Source organism: Streptomyces niveiscabiei (assembly GCF_001419795.1).
GTDB lineage: Bacteria > Actinomycetota > Actinomycetes > Streptomycetales > Streptomycetaceae > Streptomyces > Streptomyces niveiscabiei.
On record NZ_LIRL01000355.1, the window covers coordinates 1 to 15,160 of the forward strand.

Below are 15,160 nucleotides of genomic sequence, written 5' to 3' on the forward strand. Positions count from 1 at the left end.
ACCGCGTCGACCTGCGCGAGGCCGAGCACCTCTTCGGGCTCGCCGCCGACGAGGCCGACGACCCGCTGCTCGCCGCGCACTGCCTCCTCGACCTCGGGCAGGTCCAGTACGAGGCGTACCGCAGCCTGCGCCGGCCCACCCGGCTCGACCTCGCCGTCGACGTCTTCCGGGACGCGGCTCAATCGGCCCGCGAGGCGGAGGAGTTGGCCGGTACCGAGCGGCGCCGCCAGGAATGTGTCCGCGCTCGCGCGCAGGCGCACCACTGGCGGGGTATGTCCTACGAAGCGGCCACCCGGCCCCGCGCGGCCCGCGATGCCTACCGCGCGGCGCGGGCCGAGTGGGCGCGGCTGCCCGAGGACAGCGTCGTCCCGGACCGGCCGACACCGCAGGACACGGCCGAGCGCCTGGCGGCGCTGGAATGACCTAAGGGGACACCGTGAACCACGATGACCTGCCCGACCTGCTCTCCCTCGACCTGGAAGAGCTGAGGACCACCGACCATCCGGTGCTGCGCGAACTTGTCGCCGACCTCGTGGACCGGGCTGCCCGGCCCACCGAGATGCTGTGGGGAGGGTTCTCCAGCGCGCTGTGACCTGAACCTTTCGGTCGATCCACCGCGTGAACCGGTCACATTTCGTACGTCGGGGTGTGTCCGGAGCCGGATCGCGGGAACACGCGTGAGGGACAGCCGCGCACGCATGGGGGGTGCAGAGTGACTGGACGCCTGGCCGCTCCCGTGCAACTCGCTGTCCCGTTCCGGCAGTTCATCGTCAAAGTGCACAGCCGCTGCAATCTCGCCTGCACCTACTGCTACCTCTACGAAGGCCCCGACAGCACCTGGCGCACCCGCCCCCGGCGCGCCTCCGACGGCGTCCTCGACCGTACGGCGGACCGCATCGCCGAACACGCCCGCAGCCACGAACTCGCCGAGATCTCCTTGGTGTTGCACGGCGGCGAACCCCTCCTCGCGGGCACCGGAACGCTCGCCCGCTTCACCGACCGGGTCCGCGCGCGCGTGCCCGACGGCTGTACGGTCCGGCCGGTCGTCCAGACCAACGCCACGCTCCTCACCGAGCCCCGGCTCACCGCCCTCGCCGCCGCCGGCATCCGGGTCGGCGTCAGCCTCGACGGCGGCACCGCCGCGCACAACACCCGCCGCGTCGACCACGCCGGACGCCCCTCCTGGCCCGCCGCCGCACGCGGCACCCGGCTCCTCGCCGAGCGGTTCCCGGAGGCGTACGGCGGCATCTTGACGGTCGTCGACCCGACGCTCGACCCGGTCCGGACGTACGACTCGCTCGTCGAACTCCGGCCACCCACCCTCGACCTGCTGCTCCCGCACGGCAACTGGTCGGCCCCGCCCGACCACCTGGGCCGGTACGGCGAGTGGCTCGCCGCCGTCTTCGACCGCTGGTGGGCCGCCGGGCGGCGCGAGACCCATGTCCGGCTCTTCGAGGCATGCCTCGCCCTGCTGCTGGGCCGGGCCGCCGGTATCGAGGCGCTCGGCCTCGCCCCCTTCGACTCCGTCGTCGTGGAGACCGACGGGACGATCGAGCAGGTCGACTCCCTCAAGTCGGCGTACGACGGGGCCGCTCGCACCGGGCTCGACGTCTTTCATCACCCCTTCGACGACGCGCTGCGCCTTCCGGCGGTCGCCGACCGGCAGGCGGGTGCGGCGGCGCTGGCCGAACAGTGCCGGAGCTGCCCCCTGCTGCGGGTCTGCGGGGGCGGCCACTACGCCCACCGCTACCGTGCCGGGCACGGCTTCCGCAACCCGTCCGTGTACTGCGCCGACCTCCAGCACTTCATCCGGCATGTGGCCGACCGGCTCGCCGCCGTCACCGGGAAGGGGGCGCCATGACCCTCTCCGACACCGCCGTCGCCGACCTCGGCCGTACCGGCGCCGACCCCGAGACCCTCGGCCTCCTCGTCCGTGACCAGCACCGCCGCCAACTGCTCGTCGTACGCGCCGTGCTGGACGCAGCGGGAAGTCAACTGCGGGACGCCTGGGACCTGTTGACGCAGGCCGACAGAGCCGCGTCCGCACGGGTGGCCGGACCGGAGCACGCCGTCACCCCCGTCCGCGCCCGCCTCCTGCACCCCCTCACCGGCTCCTGGGCCTGGCACACACTCCGCAACCCCGGACAACCGCAGGCCCTCGGTCACCTGGGGGCGATCGCCGCCGCCTGCGCGGTGCGGGCGGGACTCGACTTCACGCTCCGCACCACGGCGTACGACGGGATGCTCGTCCTGCCGTCCCTCGGAGCGCTGCGGACCGAAGGAGAGGTCGAAGTCGCTTACAGAAATGGACGAATGACGATTCGTCAGGTCGGCGAGCTCGACGTCGCCGTGCACCCGGAACCCGACGTCGGCGCCTGGTCGGCCTCGGGAGCCTGGCTGCCCGCGCACGCGCTGCCCGGCCTGGTGCCCGGCGCGCCGCTGGTGCCGCTGGAGGACCTCGACCCGTACCGCACGACCCGAACGCCGCGCCGCCGGGTCGGGTTGGGGGAGGCGGTGGTGCTGGACGACACCGGACGCAAGCGGTGGGCGCAGGTGTGGTCCGGTGCGGGGGAGGCGCTGCGGACCGGCGGGGAGCACCGGGTGCGGGAAGCGCTGACGCTGCTGCGCTGCCTGGTGCCGCTCACCGCGCCGCCCGACATCGCCGCCGCGCGCGGGACGAGCAGCGCGACCCGGCGGGAGGCGTTCGGAGCGCTGCTCAGCAACCTGCCACCCGGACCGGTGTCGTTCGCCTCGACCATCGTCCACGAACTGCACCACGCTAAACTCTCCGCGCTCTCCGACCTGATGACACTCCATCAAGCCGACGGCGAGGAACGGTACTTCGCACCCTGGCGGCAGGACCCCCGCCCCTTCGAGGGCCTCCTCCAGGGCACCTACTCCCACCTCGCGATCGCCGACTACCAGCAGCGCCTCGCCCTCACCGACCCCGCGCACCGCGAGCGGGCCTGGACCGAGCACGCCCGCTGCCACGCCATGGTCGGCGCGGCCCTGCCCGCGCTCGTCGGATCACCCGATCTCACCGTCCGGGGACGGCTGTTCGTCGACGCGATGGCCGACACCCACGAACGCATGCGCGAGTACCCGGCACCCCGGGGCCAGCAGGCGCGCGCCCAGGCGTACGTGCACGCCGCACGCACGCTGTGGACACAACGGCACGCTTCCGCTCAAGGACGCCCGAACGAGTGAGGGGACGGAGGACGAGTGGTCAAACGCCCGCGCGCGTACGGGCTCCTGCGCGAAGATCTCCCTGCCCCGACGTCCACCCGCCGTCTCCCGGGACCTTACGGGCGGCACACCGAGGCCCTACGATTTTTCCTGGAACGACGCGTTGGAGGCCGCCTTGTCTGGAGCCCGCACACCGGTCAGGTCCACCGAGAGGGGGACCCCACGGCCGACCGTCACGATCAGCTACGCGGGTTTCAACCGGGCCTGGGCCGCCTGGATCGCCGACCGCCTGGAGCGCAACGGCGTCCGGGTCGTGCTGGTCCGCTGGGACGCCCCGCCCGAGGTGCCGCTGCCGGACCTGCTGCGTGACCTGATGCTCTCCGAGGGCCGCATCCTGGTCCTGGTCAGCGAGTGGTACTTTCAGCTCGGCCCGCGCAGCCACGAGGAGTGGAACGCGGCGCTGCGCGAGGTCGTCGCCCCCGACCCGTCCCGCTTCGCCGCCGTCTCCCTCACCAACGCCCCGCTCCCGCAGGCCGTGACGGTCCTCGCCGCGGAGAACCTCATCAACCTCGGCGCCGACGAGGCCGAACGCCGCCTCTTCGACCGCCTCGACCTGCCCTACGACCCGCACGCCAACGGCGTCGACGGCCGGCGCGGACCCCGCTTCCCCGCCGCGATGCCGGACGTCTGGGGCGGCGTACCCCGCCGCAACACCCGCTTCACCGGCCGCGAGCCGTTCCTCAACGACATCCACCACATCCTCCAGAGCGCCGAACCCGGCGCGGGCGTCGTCACCCTGCACGGCATGTCCGGCGTCGGCAAGACCCAGCTCGCCACCGAGTACGTCTACCGCTTCGGCTCCGAGTACGACGTCGTCTGGTGGGTCAACGCCGACAAACGCGTCACCTACCGGCGCTTCCTCGCCGAACTCGCCCCCAAGCTCGACCTCCAGACCGGCCAGGAGTACGGCGAGCGGCTGCGCGCCGTCCGCGACGCGCTGCGCCGGGGCGAGCCGTACTCCCGCTGGCTGCTCGTCCTCGACGGCGCCGACGAACCCGAGCAGATCTGGGACCTCCTGCCGACCGGACCCGGACACGTCCTGATCACCTCCCGCAACCCCGAATGGTCCGAGCACAACAGCAAGCTGGTGGAGATCCCGGTCTACTCCCGGGACGAGTCCGTGGCGTTCGTCCGGCGCCGCGCCCCCCGGCTCTCCGAGACCGAGGCCGATCAGCTCGCCGACGCCCTGGAGGACCTGCCGCTGCTCCTCGACCAGACGGCGGGCTGGCTCAACGACTCCGACCTGTCCGTGCGCGACTACATCGCCCTCCTGGAGGGCGGCATCGACTCCGACGTCGTCAAGGTGTCGGCGGACTTCCCCGTCGCCTTCCAGACCGCGTGGTCGATACTGCTGAACAAACTCCGCGAGACCGTCCCCGAGTCCGTCGACCTGCTGCGGCTGTGCACGTTCTTCGCGCCCGGCTTCATCCCCGTACGCCTCCTGCGCGACCTGCCGGGCGACGAACTTCCCGAGCAGGTCGCCGGGCTGGTCAACGACCCGCTGCTGTGGAACAAGGCGATCAACCAGCTGCGCCAGTACTCCGTCGTCCGCCTGGAGTCCCACGAGGTCTCCCTCGACGAACCCGCCACCACCGGCGACTCCCTCTACCTGCACCGCATGGTCCACCAGATCGTCCACAAGGACATGCCCGAACCGGAGCGCGGGGAGTTCATCGACGTCGTACGCAAAGCCCTCGCCGTCGCCGACCCGCGCCGCCCCACCGACACCCGGATGTGGCCGTCGTACGCGGAGATCGTGCCGCACCTCAAGTACGCGGACGTGCTGCGCACCAAGGACCCCGACGTGCAGCAGCTCGTCCTCAACTGCCTGCGCTACATGTACTTCTCCGGCGAGTACCGGTCCGGCATGAAGCTCGGACAGCGCGCCATGGAGGCATGGCGCGAACTCCTCGGCGAGACCCACCCGCGGATCTGGGACCTGTCGTACCACTACTGCAACCTGCTGCGGTCGACCGGCGACTACGCGAGCAGCGAGGCGCTCAACCGGGCCGCCGCCGCGCACCTGCGCGAGGCACGCGGGCCGCAGGACCTCGAACACCTGCGGGCCGCGAACGGACTCGTCGGGGACCTGCGGGGGCTCGCCCGGTACAGCGAGGCCCTGGAGCTGTCCCAGTGGGTCCTCGTCGCCTACCGCGACCTCCTCGGCGACCAGGACTCCCGCACCCTCAACGCGATCAACAACCTCGCCGTGTCCCTGCGGATGCTCGGCCGGTACGAGGAGGCCCTCGACACCGACCGCAGGGCCTGGGAGGCCCGCCGCAACCTGCTGCGCGCCCGGCACCCCTGGACCCTCCAGTCCGAGCTGTCGTACTCGGTCGACCTGCGCCTGCTCGGCCGGTACGCCGAGGCCGAATCGGTGCAGACGCGCAACGTCGACGAGTACCGGATCGTCATGGGCGACGACAACCCGATGACCCTGTACGCCGAGCACAACCACGCCATGTGCCTCTACCGCGGCGGCAACCGCGACGTGGCGGGACCTCTCTTCACGAGCGTCCTCGAACGCGCCGAGCGCGTCCTCGGCGAGAACTCCCCGACCACCCTCATCGCCGCCATCGCCCAGAGCTGCTTCATCCGCGAGCACGGCGACATCGACGAGGCCCGCGAGCTCAGCGAGTCCATCGTCGCCCGCTACGAACTCACCTTGGACGACACCCACCCCTTCCTCGTCGGCACCCGCTCCAACCAGGCGCTCATCCTGCGCAACGTCGGCGAACGCGACCACGCCCACGCGATCCTGGAACAGGCGCTCACCGACATGACCGCGCGCCTCGGCGCCACCCACCCCTGGACCGTCGGCACCGCCCTCAACGCCGCCGCCCTGCGCAACCTCGTCGGCGACACGGAGTCGGCGGAGACCCTCAGCCGCGCCACGATCGCGAACGCGACCGAATCCCTCGGCCGCACCCACCCCCTCACGCTCTCCGCCCGCGTCGCCCACGCCGCCGACCTGCGCAACCTCCGCGAACGCCGGCAGGCCGAGAAGGTCGAGCAGGAAGTCCTCTCCGACTTCGAGTCCACCCTCGGCCGTCAGCACCCGCACACGATCTCGGCCCGCTCCCGGATCCGTCCCTACTGGGACTTCGAACCGCTGCTGAACTGACCTGAGACACGAGAAAGCCCGGCCCTCTTCAGGGCCGGGCTTCTTCATGCGCTAAGGCACGAGGCTCACGCCTCGAACACCTCACGCACCAACTGCTCCTGCTCCGCCTGATGCCGCTTCGCGGAACCGACCGCCGGGGACGACCCGTGCGGGCGCGAGATCCGGCGCAGGCGCTCGCCGTGCGGGACCTCCGCGCCGACTGCCAGGTCCAGGTGGTCGATCAGGTTGAGCGCGATGAACGGCCAGGCACCCTGGTTCGCCGGCTCCTCCTGCGCCCACAGGTACTTTTCGGCGTTCGGGTACTTGGCGATCTCGGCCTGGAGCTCCGCACCCGCCAGCGGGTAGAGGCGCTCGATCCGGATGATCGCCGTGTCCGTGATGCCGCGCTTCTGCCGCTCGGCGTCGAGGTCGTAGTAGACCTTGCCCGCCGTGAAGACGACCTTGCGGACCGCGTTCGGGTCGACCGAGGAGTCGCCGATGACCGGCCGGAACTGACCGGACGTGAACTCCTCCGCCTGCGACGCCGCGGCCTTCAGACGCAGCATCGACTTCGGGGTGAAGACGACCAGCGGCTTGTGGTGCGGGTTGTGGACCTGCCAGCGCAGGAGGTGGAAGTAGTTCGACGGCAGCGTCGGCATGGCGACCGTCATGTTGTTCTGCGCGCACATCTGGAGGAACCGCTCCGGGCGGGCGGACGAGTGGTCCGGGCCCTGGCCCTCGTAGCCGTGCGGCAGCAGCAGGGTGACGCCGGAGGTCTGGCCCCACTTCTGCTCGGCGGAGGAGATGAACTCGTCGACGACGGTCTGCGCGCCGTTGACGAAGTCGCCGAACTGCGCCTCCCACATGACGAGCGCGTCCGGGCGGGCCAGCGAGTAGCCGTACTCGAAGCCCATGGCCGCGTACTCGGAGAGCAGCGAGTTGTAGACGTTCAGGCGGGCCTGTTCCTCCGAGAGGTAGTTCAGCGGCGTGAACTCCTCGGCGGTCTCGCGGTCGATGATGACGGCGTGGCGCTGGCCGAACGTACCGCGCTGCGAGTCCTGGCCGGCGAGCCGGACCGGGACGCCCTCGAGGAGCAGCGAGCCGATCGCGAGGGTCTCGCCCATGCCCCAGTCGATCGTGCCGTCCTCGACCATGGCCGCCCGGCGCTGGAGCTGCGGCAGCAGGCGCGGGTGGGCCGTGATGTGGTCCGGGATGTTGACCTGCGACTCGGCGATCCGCTTGACGGCCTCGGTGGAGATCGCGGTCGGCGTGGCGACCGGGAACCCGTCCTGCGGGTCGGCGGACGCGCCGGCGGAGCCCTGCGCGGTGGCCTCGCGGACCTCCGTGAAGACCTTCTCCAGCTGGCCCTGGTAGTCCTGGAGGGCCTGCTCGGCCTCTTCCAGGGTGATGTCGCCGCGCCCGATCAGGGACTCGGTGTACAGCTTGCGCACCGAGCGCTTCTTGTCGATCAGGTCGTACATCAGCGGCTGCGTGAACGCCGGGTTGTCCGACTCGTTGTGGCCGCGGCGGCGGTAGCACAGGAGGTCGATGACGACGTCCTTGTTGAACGCCTGGCGGAACTCGAAGGCGAGCCGCGCGACGCGGACGACGGCCTCGGGGTCGTCGCCGTTCACGTGGAAGATCGGCGCCTCGATCATGCGGGCCACGTCGGTGGCGTACATGGAGGAGCGCGAGGACTCGGGGGCCGCCGTGAAGCCGACCTGGTTGTTGATGACGACGTGGACCGTGCCGCCGGTGCGGTAGCCGCGCAGCTGCGACATGTTCAGGGTCTCGGCCACCACGCCCTGGCCCGCGAAGGCCGCGTCGCCGTGGATCGCGACGGGCAGGACCGTGAAGTCCGTGCCGCCCTTGTTGATGATGTCCTGCTTGGCGCGCGCGACGCCTTCGAGGACCGGGTCGACGGCCTCCAGGTGCGAGGGGTTCGCGACCAGGCTGACGGTGATCTCCTCGCCGTCCAGACCGGTGAACGTGCCCTGCGCGCCCAGGTGGTACTTGACGTCGCCGGAGCCGTGCATCGACTTCGGGTCGAGGTTGCCCTCGAACTCGCGGAAGATCTGCGCGTACGACTTGCCGACGATGTTCGCCAGCACGTTGAGCCGGCCGCGGTGGGCCATGCCGATGACGACCTCGTCGAGGCGGGACTCGGCCGCGGAGTCGATGACCGCGTCGAGCAGCGGGATGACGGACTCGCCGCCCTCCAGGGAGAACCGCTTCTGGCCGACGTACTTCGTCTGGAGGAACGTCTCGAAGGCCTCGGCCGCGTTCAGGCGGCGCAGGATGCGCAGCTGCTCCTCGCGCTCCGGCTTGGAGTGCGAGCGCTCGATGCGGTCCTGGATCCACTTGCGCTGCTTCGGGTCCTGGATGTGCATGAACTCGACGCCGGTGGTGCGGCAGTACGAGTCGCGCAGCACGCCGAGGATGTCGCGCAGCTTCATCAGGGACTTGCCGGCGAAGCCGCCGACCGCGAACTCCCGCTCCAGGTCCCACAGGGTGAGGCCGTGCTCGGTGATGTCCAGGTCGGGGTGCTTGCGCTGCTGGTACTCCAGCGGGTCGGTGTCGGCCATGACGTGGCCGCGGACCCGGTAGGAGTGGATCAGCTCGAAGACGCGGGCGGCCTTCGTGACGTCGTCGTCGTGCGAGGCGTCGATGTCGCGCAGCCAGCGGATCGGCTCGTAGGGGATCCGCAGCGACTTGAAGACGTCGTCGTAGAAGCCGTTCTCGCCGAGGAGGAGGTTCGCGACGATGCGCAGGAACTCGCCGGAGGCGGCGCCCTGGATGACCCGGTGGTCGTAGGTCGACGTGAGCGTCATGACCTTGGAGATGCCGAGCTTGTTCAGGGTGTCCTGGGAGGTGCCCTGGAACTCCGCCGGGTAGTCCATCGAGCCGACGCCCATGATGACGGACTGGCCGGGCATCAGGCGGGGCACGGAGTGGACGGTGCCGAGGCCGCCGGGGTTGGTCAGGGAGACCGTGACGCCGGTGAAGTCGTCCATCGTGAGCTTGCCGTCGCGGGCGCGGCGCACGATGTCCTCGTAGGCCTGCCAGAACTCGAAGAAGCCGAGCGTCTCGGCCTTCTTGATGCCGGCGACGACGAGCTGGCGGTCGCCGTTGGCCTTCACCAGGTCGATCGCGAGGCCGAAGTTGACGTGCTCCGGCTTGACCAGGGTCGGCTTGCCGTCCTTCTCCGCGAAGGAGTGGTTCATGCCCGGCATCGCCTTGATGGCCTGCACCATCGCGTACCCGATGAGGTGCGTGAAGGAGATCTTCCCGCCCCGGGCGCGCTTGAGGTGGTTGTTGATGACGATGCGGTTGTCGAAGAGCAGCTTCACCGGGACCGCGCGCACGGACGTCGCCGTGGGCACCTCCAGGGAGGCGTTCATGTTCTTCGCGACGGCGGCGGCCGGGCCGCGGAGGGTCACGAGTTCGGGGCCCTCGGGGGCTTCCTGCGCGGGCGCGGCGGGGGTCGTCACGGGAGCGGCCTTCGGCTTCGGTGCGGGTGCGGCGGGAGCGGCGGCGGCCGGCGCGGCCGGCTGGGGAGCCGGGGCCGGGGCCGGCGCTGCGGGCGCCGCGGGAACGGGAGCAGGGGTGGCAGGGGTGACAGGTGCCGTGGGCGTGGTGGTCGCTGCGGCCCCCGCGGCCGCAGTGCCCGCCGCAGCCGGGGCGGCGGTCTCGGCGGCCCCCGGCTTGTAGTCGGCGAAGAAGTCCCACCAGGCCCGGTCGACCGAGTTCGGGTCCTGGAGGTACTGCTGATAGATCTCGTCGACAAGCCACTCGTTCGGTCCGAAGGCGGCGGCGGGATTCGTACCCGCTCGGTCCGCTTCGGTCGAGGTGCTCGATCCGTTACTGGGGGACTGTGACGACACGGCGGCAACCGCCCTCTTCCGCTTCACAAGGTGATGGACAGCGGGAATAAAGGCTACGCCTCCAAGACCGAGAAGGAGAGGCCGGGCCGCCGCATCGTCGTGTAAGTCACATCGAACGCCGTGTTTCGCCATCAGAAATGGCGGGAAACAAGCGGGGTTCCGCCCGAAACGGCTTCTCTTCGTCCACGATGACGCAGGTCCGGCACCTTTACTGCCCGACGATGATCGAACTGTACGTCAACCGCCGATGTGGGACTCCCCTGGAAGGGTGACCAGAATTCGGCAGCCACGCTCCGATTCGGCCACCCCGATCCGGCCGCCGTGCAGATCGACGGCCCAGCGCGCGATGGCGAGCCCAAGCCCCGTACCCCCGTCGCTGCCCGGCCCGTGCGGACGGCGTACGGCGCCCCGGTTGAAGCGCTCGAAGACGCGGTGCCACTCGGAGCGCGGGATGCCCGGGCCCTCGTCCAGGACCTCCAGCTCCAGCGAGTCCGGCAGCGCGCCCGGGCGTGCCTTCAGCGTGACCCGGCCGTGCGGCGGGGAGTGCTTCACGGCGTTGTCGATGAGGTTCGCGACGACCTGGTGGATGCGCTCGGGGTCCGCGTGCGCGGTCAGCTCGGGCGGCGAGACGTCCAGGTGCAGGTGGACGTCGGAGCGGGTGTGGTTGCCCGAGCCCGAGGCCATCCCCGCGCGCGCCGAGGCGACCATGTTGGCCTCCTTCAGCACACCGGACAGATACGGCCACACCTCGAAACGCCGCTTGCGCAGCGGGACGACGCCGTTGTCCAGGCGGGACAGGTCCAGGAGCGTCTCCACCAGGCGGCCCAGGCGCTCCGTCTGCTTCAGGGCCGTGCGCATCGTCTCCGGATCGGCCTCGGCGATGCCGTCGACCACGTTCTCCAGGACGGCGCGCAGGCCCGCGATCGGGGTGCGCAGCTCGTGCGAGACGTTCGCCACCAGCTCCTTGCGCTGCTGGTACTGCGCCTCCAGCTCGTCGGCCATGACGTTGATCGTCTCGGCCAGGTCGCCCAGCTCGTCGCGTCTGTTCTCGCGCACCCGGCGCGTGTAGTCGCCCTGCGAGATGGACCGCGCGACGTGGTTCATCTCGTCCAGCGGCGCGGTCAGCGAGTGCGCCACGAACTGGGTGATCAGCAGCGTCGCGATCATCGAGAAGACCATGATGAACCGCAGCTCGGTCTTCGTCTGCACGGCGATCATCGACAGCCCGGTCGTGATCAGCACCGAGATGACGACGAGTGCCCCGAGCTTGGTCTTGATCGAGAACGGCCGCATTCCCGCCCAGGGCTCCCCTCTCGGCCCGCCCTCCGGCCCGCCGCTCATGGCGTCGGGGTCTCCAGCGCGTACCCGACCCCGTGGACGGTCCGGATGCGTTCGGCGCCGATCTTCCGGCGCAGCGCCTTGATGTGGCTGTCGACCGTGCGGGTGCCGGAGGCGTCCGCCCAGTCCCAGACCTCGGCGAGGAGCTGCTCGCGGGAGAGCACCGCGCGCGGGGTGTTCGCCAGGCACACCAGGAGGTCGAACTCGGTCGGCGTGAGGTGAACATCCTCACTCCGCACCCGCACCCGGCGCTGCGCGTGGTCGATCTCCAGTTCGCCCAGGCGCAGGATGCCCGAGCGCGGGGTCGCGGCGGCGATGGCGGCCCGCTCGACCCGGCGCAGCAGCACGTGCACGCGCGCGGCCAGCTCCCGCATCGAGAACGGCTTGGTCATGTAGTCGTCGGCGCCGACGCCGAGCCCGACCAGCATGTCGGTCTCGTCGTCGCGCGCGGTGAGCATCAGCACCGGGACGGGCCGCTGGGCCTGCACGCGGCGGCAGACCTCCAGGCCGTCGAAACCCGGCAGCATGATGTCGAGAATCAGCAGGTCCGGCTGCCATGCCTCGGCCGTGTCGACCGCCGCCGGACCGTCTCCGGCCGTTTGCACGAGGAATCCCTCGGCGCGCAGTCGGGCCGCGATGGCGTCGACGATCGTCTGGTCGTCCTCGACGACCAGGACGCGGCGCTGTGCGCCCGGGGTAGCCGTCGTCGTGCCGTTCTGCGAGGTGTGTGTCTGCTCCATCGCCCGCCCCTGGGGTGCTTTCCGGAATCCGTGGGGTGATCCCATGTCTGCGCATGACTGCGACCGACGCATGAATGATCGGCGTCAGGTGAGCAGAGTACGGGGAGTCACCATCGCTTTGCTATCCAGGCCGGACGGCGAGATGTACGACGTCCGGAACGCCTCGGGCAACGGGCACCTCTTCGGTACGCACCCCCCGGAACCCGGCATTCCAGAGGGTTCCCTCGAAGTCGGGCGAGGGCTGCGCGGACCATACGGCGAGCACCCCGCCCGGTCTCAACACCCGGGCGCAGCCCGCGAGTCCGGCGGGGCCGTACAGGCTGTCGTTGCCCTCGGTGACGGTCCAGTCCGGGCCGTTGTCGATGTCCAGACACAGCGCGTCGAACGTGTCCGATGTCTCACCCAGGAAATCCAGGAGGTCGGTGACGGCGACGTCCGTGCGCCCGTCGGCGAGCGCGGCCCGCGACACGGCGCCCAGCGGGCCGTCCGTGTGCCAGTCGACGACCGCCCGCTCGCGTTCCACGACCGTGATCCGCGCCCAGTCCGGGTTCGCGGCGGCGTGTGCGAGCGAGAATCCCACGCCGAGTCCGCCGATCAGGAGCGTGGGGTGTGGGGTGCGGTTTTTGTCGAGTGTTTGCCACGCCGCGTCGATGAGCAGGCGCTCCGAGCGGCCGTCCGAGGTGTCCATCAGAAAGCAGCCGTTGGCGATGATCTGGAGGAGGGTGCCGTGTCTGCGGAGCACCACCTCGCCGTAGGGGCCCTCCCGGCGGTCCAGGATCTCCGGGGTGTCCGGGTCGGTGCCGTACAGAGGGGTGTGCACGGAGGGTGACGGCTGCGGTGGCGTCGGTTGCGGCATCGGCCCATCCTGGCAGCCTGGGCGGCCGTGGCCGACGGAATTTCACCGGCCGGGGGCGCGTTCGGGGTGAGTGCTGGCTCGTTCGGGATGGGTACCTGCTTGTTCGGGGTGGGTGCTTGCTTGAGAGCTTGCTGAGAATCCGCTCTTACGTGGCCTGAGTCACAGACAGCGAGGGTGTGGGGCGCGAAAGGTGGAGCCGGAACGGAAGGAGCGCCTCACGGTGGAACGTACCGAGACGGCTGAAGCGGGGGAGTTGTCGGTTCCCGGGGCGCTGCTGGACGGGGTGCCGAGACAGCGGCTGCGGGCGGGGGTGGAAGCGGCGGGGGGTGCTGAGCCGGCTGTTGTGTCCGGCGCGGTCGATCCGGTGCCGGTGCCGGTGCCTGTGCCGGTGGTGGGCGCGGCCGATCCGGTGCGCTGTGCCGGCGCCGTCGAGCCGGTGCCCGGGGTCGGGGACGTTCCCGTTCGGGTCTTTCCCCGTATGTGGCGGCTCCTGCCCACGCCCACCGGTACGCCGTTCACCTTCTGGTACGCCGTGCTGCTCGCCGTCACCTCGTACGTCGCCGACAACGCGGACCCCTCCTGGGTGGACGATGTGCTCCAGGCGTCCAGCACGGACGTCACGCATCTGGTGCAGGCGCCGGTGCTGGTGCTCCTCGCGAGCGCGGCGTGGGTGGCCGGAGGGCTCGGTTCGCCCTTCGTCGCCGTCTTCCTCCTCGTACTGACCGCCCTGGAGCGGCGCATCGGCGGCCCGCGCACCGCCCTCGTCTTCCTCGCCGGCCATGTCGTCGCGACGCTCGCGACCGAACTGCCGGTCGGGTTCGCCGTCCTCGTCGGGGAACTGCCGGACAGCTCGCTGCACCGGTTCGACTACGGGATCAGCTTCGGGGTCGCGGCGAGCCTGGGCGCGGTGACGGGGCTGCTGCGGCCGTGGGTGCGGTGGCCCGTGCTGGTGCTGTTCGGGGGGACGCTGCTCCAGGACCTCGTGAACATGACGGACCCGGTGAGCAACTGGGGGCATCTGATCGCGCTCGGCGTGGGGGTCGGGATGTGGCGGTGGGTGCGGAGGTGGAGTACGGGGGGAGTACGGCGTACGGCGCTCGCCGTGTGAACGCTGGTCCCGCGGGGCTCGTTCAGTCCTCGTGGATCACCGTGCCGTCCTCCAGCAGGGTCGGGTGCATCTTCGACGGGCCGTACTGGTCGACGTCCGAGGGGCGGGGCGTCTCGGGGCCGTCCGGGCCCATGCGGACGACTCTCTCGACGCGGCACACGCGGAAGTGCCGGCCCGCGACGGTCGCCTCGTCGGCCCGGCCCGCCGAGCGGAACTCCTCGGCGCCGTCGGTGTACTCGGCCCGGCGGGCGTCGTCGTCGCGGTGCAGCAGCGGCCAGTACCGGGTCATCGCCTGGTACAGCCAGCGCCGTGCCTCGTGCGGGGTCGCCTTCGGGGAGCTGCACGCCGTCCACCCCTTCTCGTCGCGCTCGACGATCGCGAAGCCGACGGGGAGGCGGACCAGGTCGGGGTGGGTCGTCACCGCGCGCCGCGAGTCGTCCTGCGCGTCCGCGTCGAAGCGGGTGCCGACGTAGCTGAACTCGCGCAGGCCCAAGCGCAGGGCGCCCGCCATCGGGCTGTCGTCGCGGGTCGGGTCCAGGACGAAGCCGACGTCGGGGGAGGGGCCGTCCGCCGCGTCCCAGTCGGGGTCGGCGGGCTCCAGGTCGGTCGGCCTCGGCGGCTCCAGGCCGTACTCGCCGCTCCACGCGAACTCGTCGCCCCGCACGATGCGGTAGCGCACGCCGAGCGCCTCGACCTCGTTCGCCGGCTCCTTCTCCAGGACCGATACGGCGGCGAGCAGCGCGCGGCGCTCCGCGGGGTCGTCGGTGTCGTCCTTCGCGGCGAACCAGAGGTGGGAGTGGAGTTCGTCGCGGGCCATCTGGGGCATGCCGTCCACCAGCGCCATCTTCACCCGCCACCTCCCCTCGCCCTCCCGCACCGCCACCC

10 protein-coding genes and 1 pseudogene are annotated in these 15,160 nt (G+C 71.0%); 6 read left to right on the forward strand and 5 right to left on the reverse strand.

Annotated elements, in window-relative coordinates; genetic code table 11:
* From AOK24_RS18050 to fxsT, 5 genes and pseudogenes are all read left to right on the forward strand, one after another.
* Positions 1-422 (forward strand): annotated as a pseudogene (locus tag AOK24_RS18050) (SAV_2336 N-terminal domain-related protein); the annotation flags it as partial.
* 14 nt (positions 423-436) lie between these two features.
* On the forward strand, positions 437-592 hold the full coding sequence (gene fxsA / locus AOK24_RS45020) for an FxSxx-COOH cyclophane-containing RiPP peptide (RefSeq protein WP_063799474.1): 156 nt from the start codon (positions 437-439) through the stop codon (positions 590-592).
* A 120-nt stretch (positions 593-712) separates the two neighbouring features.
* Positions 713-1,861: an FxsB family cyclophane-forming radical SAM/SPASM peptide maturase gene (locus AOK24_RS18055; RefSeq protein ID WP_055721108.1), complete on the forward strand. Its 1,149-nt coding sequence runs from the start codon at positions 713-715 to the stop codon at positions 1,859-1,861.
* Complete coding sequence (locus AOK24_RS18060) at positions 1,858-3,207, forward strand: aKG-HExxH-type peptide beta-hydroxylase (protein WP_055721109.1); 1,350 nt, start codon at positions 1,858-1,860, stop codon at positions 3,205-3,207. The genes AOK24_RS18055 and AOK24_RS18060 overlap by 4 nt, the downstream gene beginning before the upstream one ends.
* A gap of 154 nt (positions 3,208-3,361) precedes the next feature.
* Positions 3,362-6,370 (forward strand): FxSxx-COOH system tetratricopeptide repeat protein, encoded by a 3,009-nt coding sequence (gene fxsT / locus AOK24_RS18065; RefSeq protein ID WP_055721114.1) that lies wholly within the window; start codon positions 3,362-3,364, stop codon positions 6,368-6,370.
* A gap of 65 nt (positions 6,371-6,435) precedes the next feature.
* On the opposite strand, the gene AOK24_RS18070 is transcribed toward fxsT, so the two are convergent.
* From AOK24_RS18070 to AOK24_RS18085, 4 genes are all read right to left on the reverse strand, one after another.
* Positions 6,436-10,233: a multifunctional oxoglutarate decarboxylase/oxoglutarate dehydrogenase thiamine pyrophosphate-binding subunit/dihydrolipoyllysine-residue succinyltransferase subunit gene (locus AOK24_RS18070; protein WP_055721110.1), complete on the reverse strand. Its 3,798-nt coding sequence runs from the start codon at positions 10,231-10,233 to the stop codon at positions 6,436-6,438.
* 237 nt (positions 10,234-10,470) lie between these two features.
* Positions 10,471-11,574 (reverse strand): sensor histidine kinase, encoded by a 1,104-nt coding sequence (locus tag AOK24_RS18075; RefSeq protein WP_055721111.1) that lies wholly within the window; start codon positions 11,572-11,574, stop codon positions 10,471-10,473.
* Positions 11,571-12,311, reverse strand: coding sequence for a response regulator transcription factor (locus AOK24_RS18080; protein WP_055721112.1), 741 nt, complete (start codon positions 12,309-12,311; stop codon positions 11,571-11,573). Before AOK24_RS18080 ends, AOK24_RS18075 begins: the two co-directional genes overlap by 4 nt.
* Before the next feature lie 121 nt (positions 12,312-12,432).
* Positions 12,433-13,167, reverse strand: coding sequence for a spermidine synthase family protein (locus tag AOK24_RS18085; RefSeq protein ID WP_240553989.1), 735 nt, complete (start codon positions 13,165-13,167; stop codon positions 12,433-12,435).
* A 220-nt stretch (positions 13,168-13,387) separates the two neighbouring features.
* On the opposite strand from AOK24_RS18085, the gene AOK24_RS18090 reads away from it, so the two are divergent.
* Positions 13,388-14,275 (forward strand): rhomboid-like protein, encoded by an 888-nt coding sequence (locus tag AOK24_RS18090; RefSeq protein ID WP_055721116.1) that lies wholly within the window; start codon positions 13,388-13,390, stop codon positions 14,273-14,275.
* Positions 14,276-14,297: 22 nt separating this feature from the next.
* Here AOK24_RS18090 and AOK24_RS18095 read toward each other — a convergent pair.
* Positions 14,298-15,160, reverse strand: an 863-nt coding sequence (locus AOK24_RS18095; protein WP_055721113.1) for a DUF5954 family protein, incomplete at its 5' end; no start/stop codon positions are given.

Bases quoted from the DNA above. Each gene is read 5' to 3' on its own strand.
- AOK24_RS18060 (WP_055721109.1), top strand. From the start codon at position 1,858: ATGACCCTCTCCGACACCGCCGTCGCCGACCTCGGCCGTACCGGCGCC.
- AOK24_RS18075 (WP_055721111.1), bottom strand. From the start codon at position 11,574: ATGAGCGGCGGGCCGGAGGGCGGGCCGAGAGGGGAGCCCTGGGCGGGA.
- AOK24_RS18080 (WP_055721112.1), bottom strand. From the start codon at position 12,311: ATGGAGCAGACACACACCTCGCAGAACGGCACGACGACGGCTACCCCG.
- AOK24_RS18085 (WP_240553989.1), bottom strand. From the start codon at position 13,167: ATGCCGCAACCGACGCCACCGCAGCCGTCACCCTCCGTGCACACCCCT.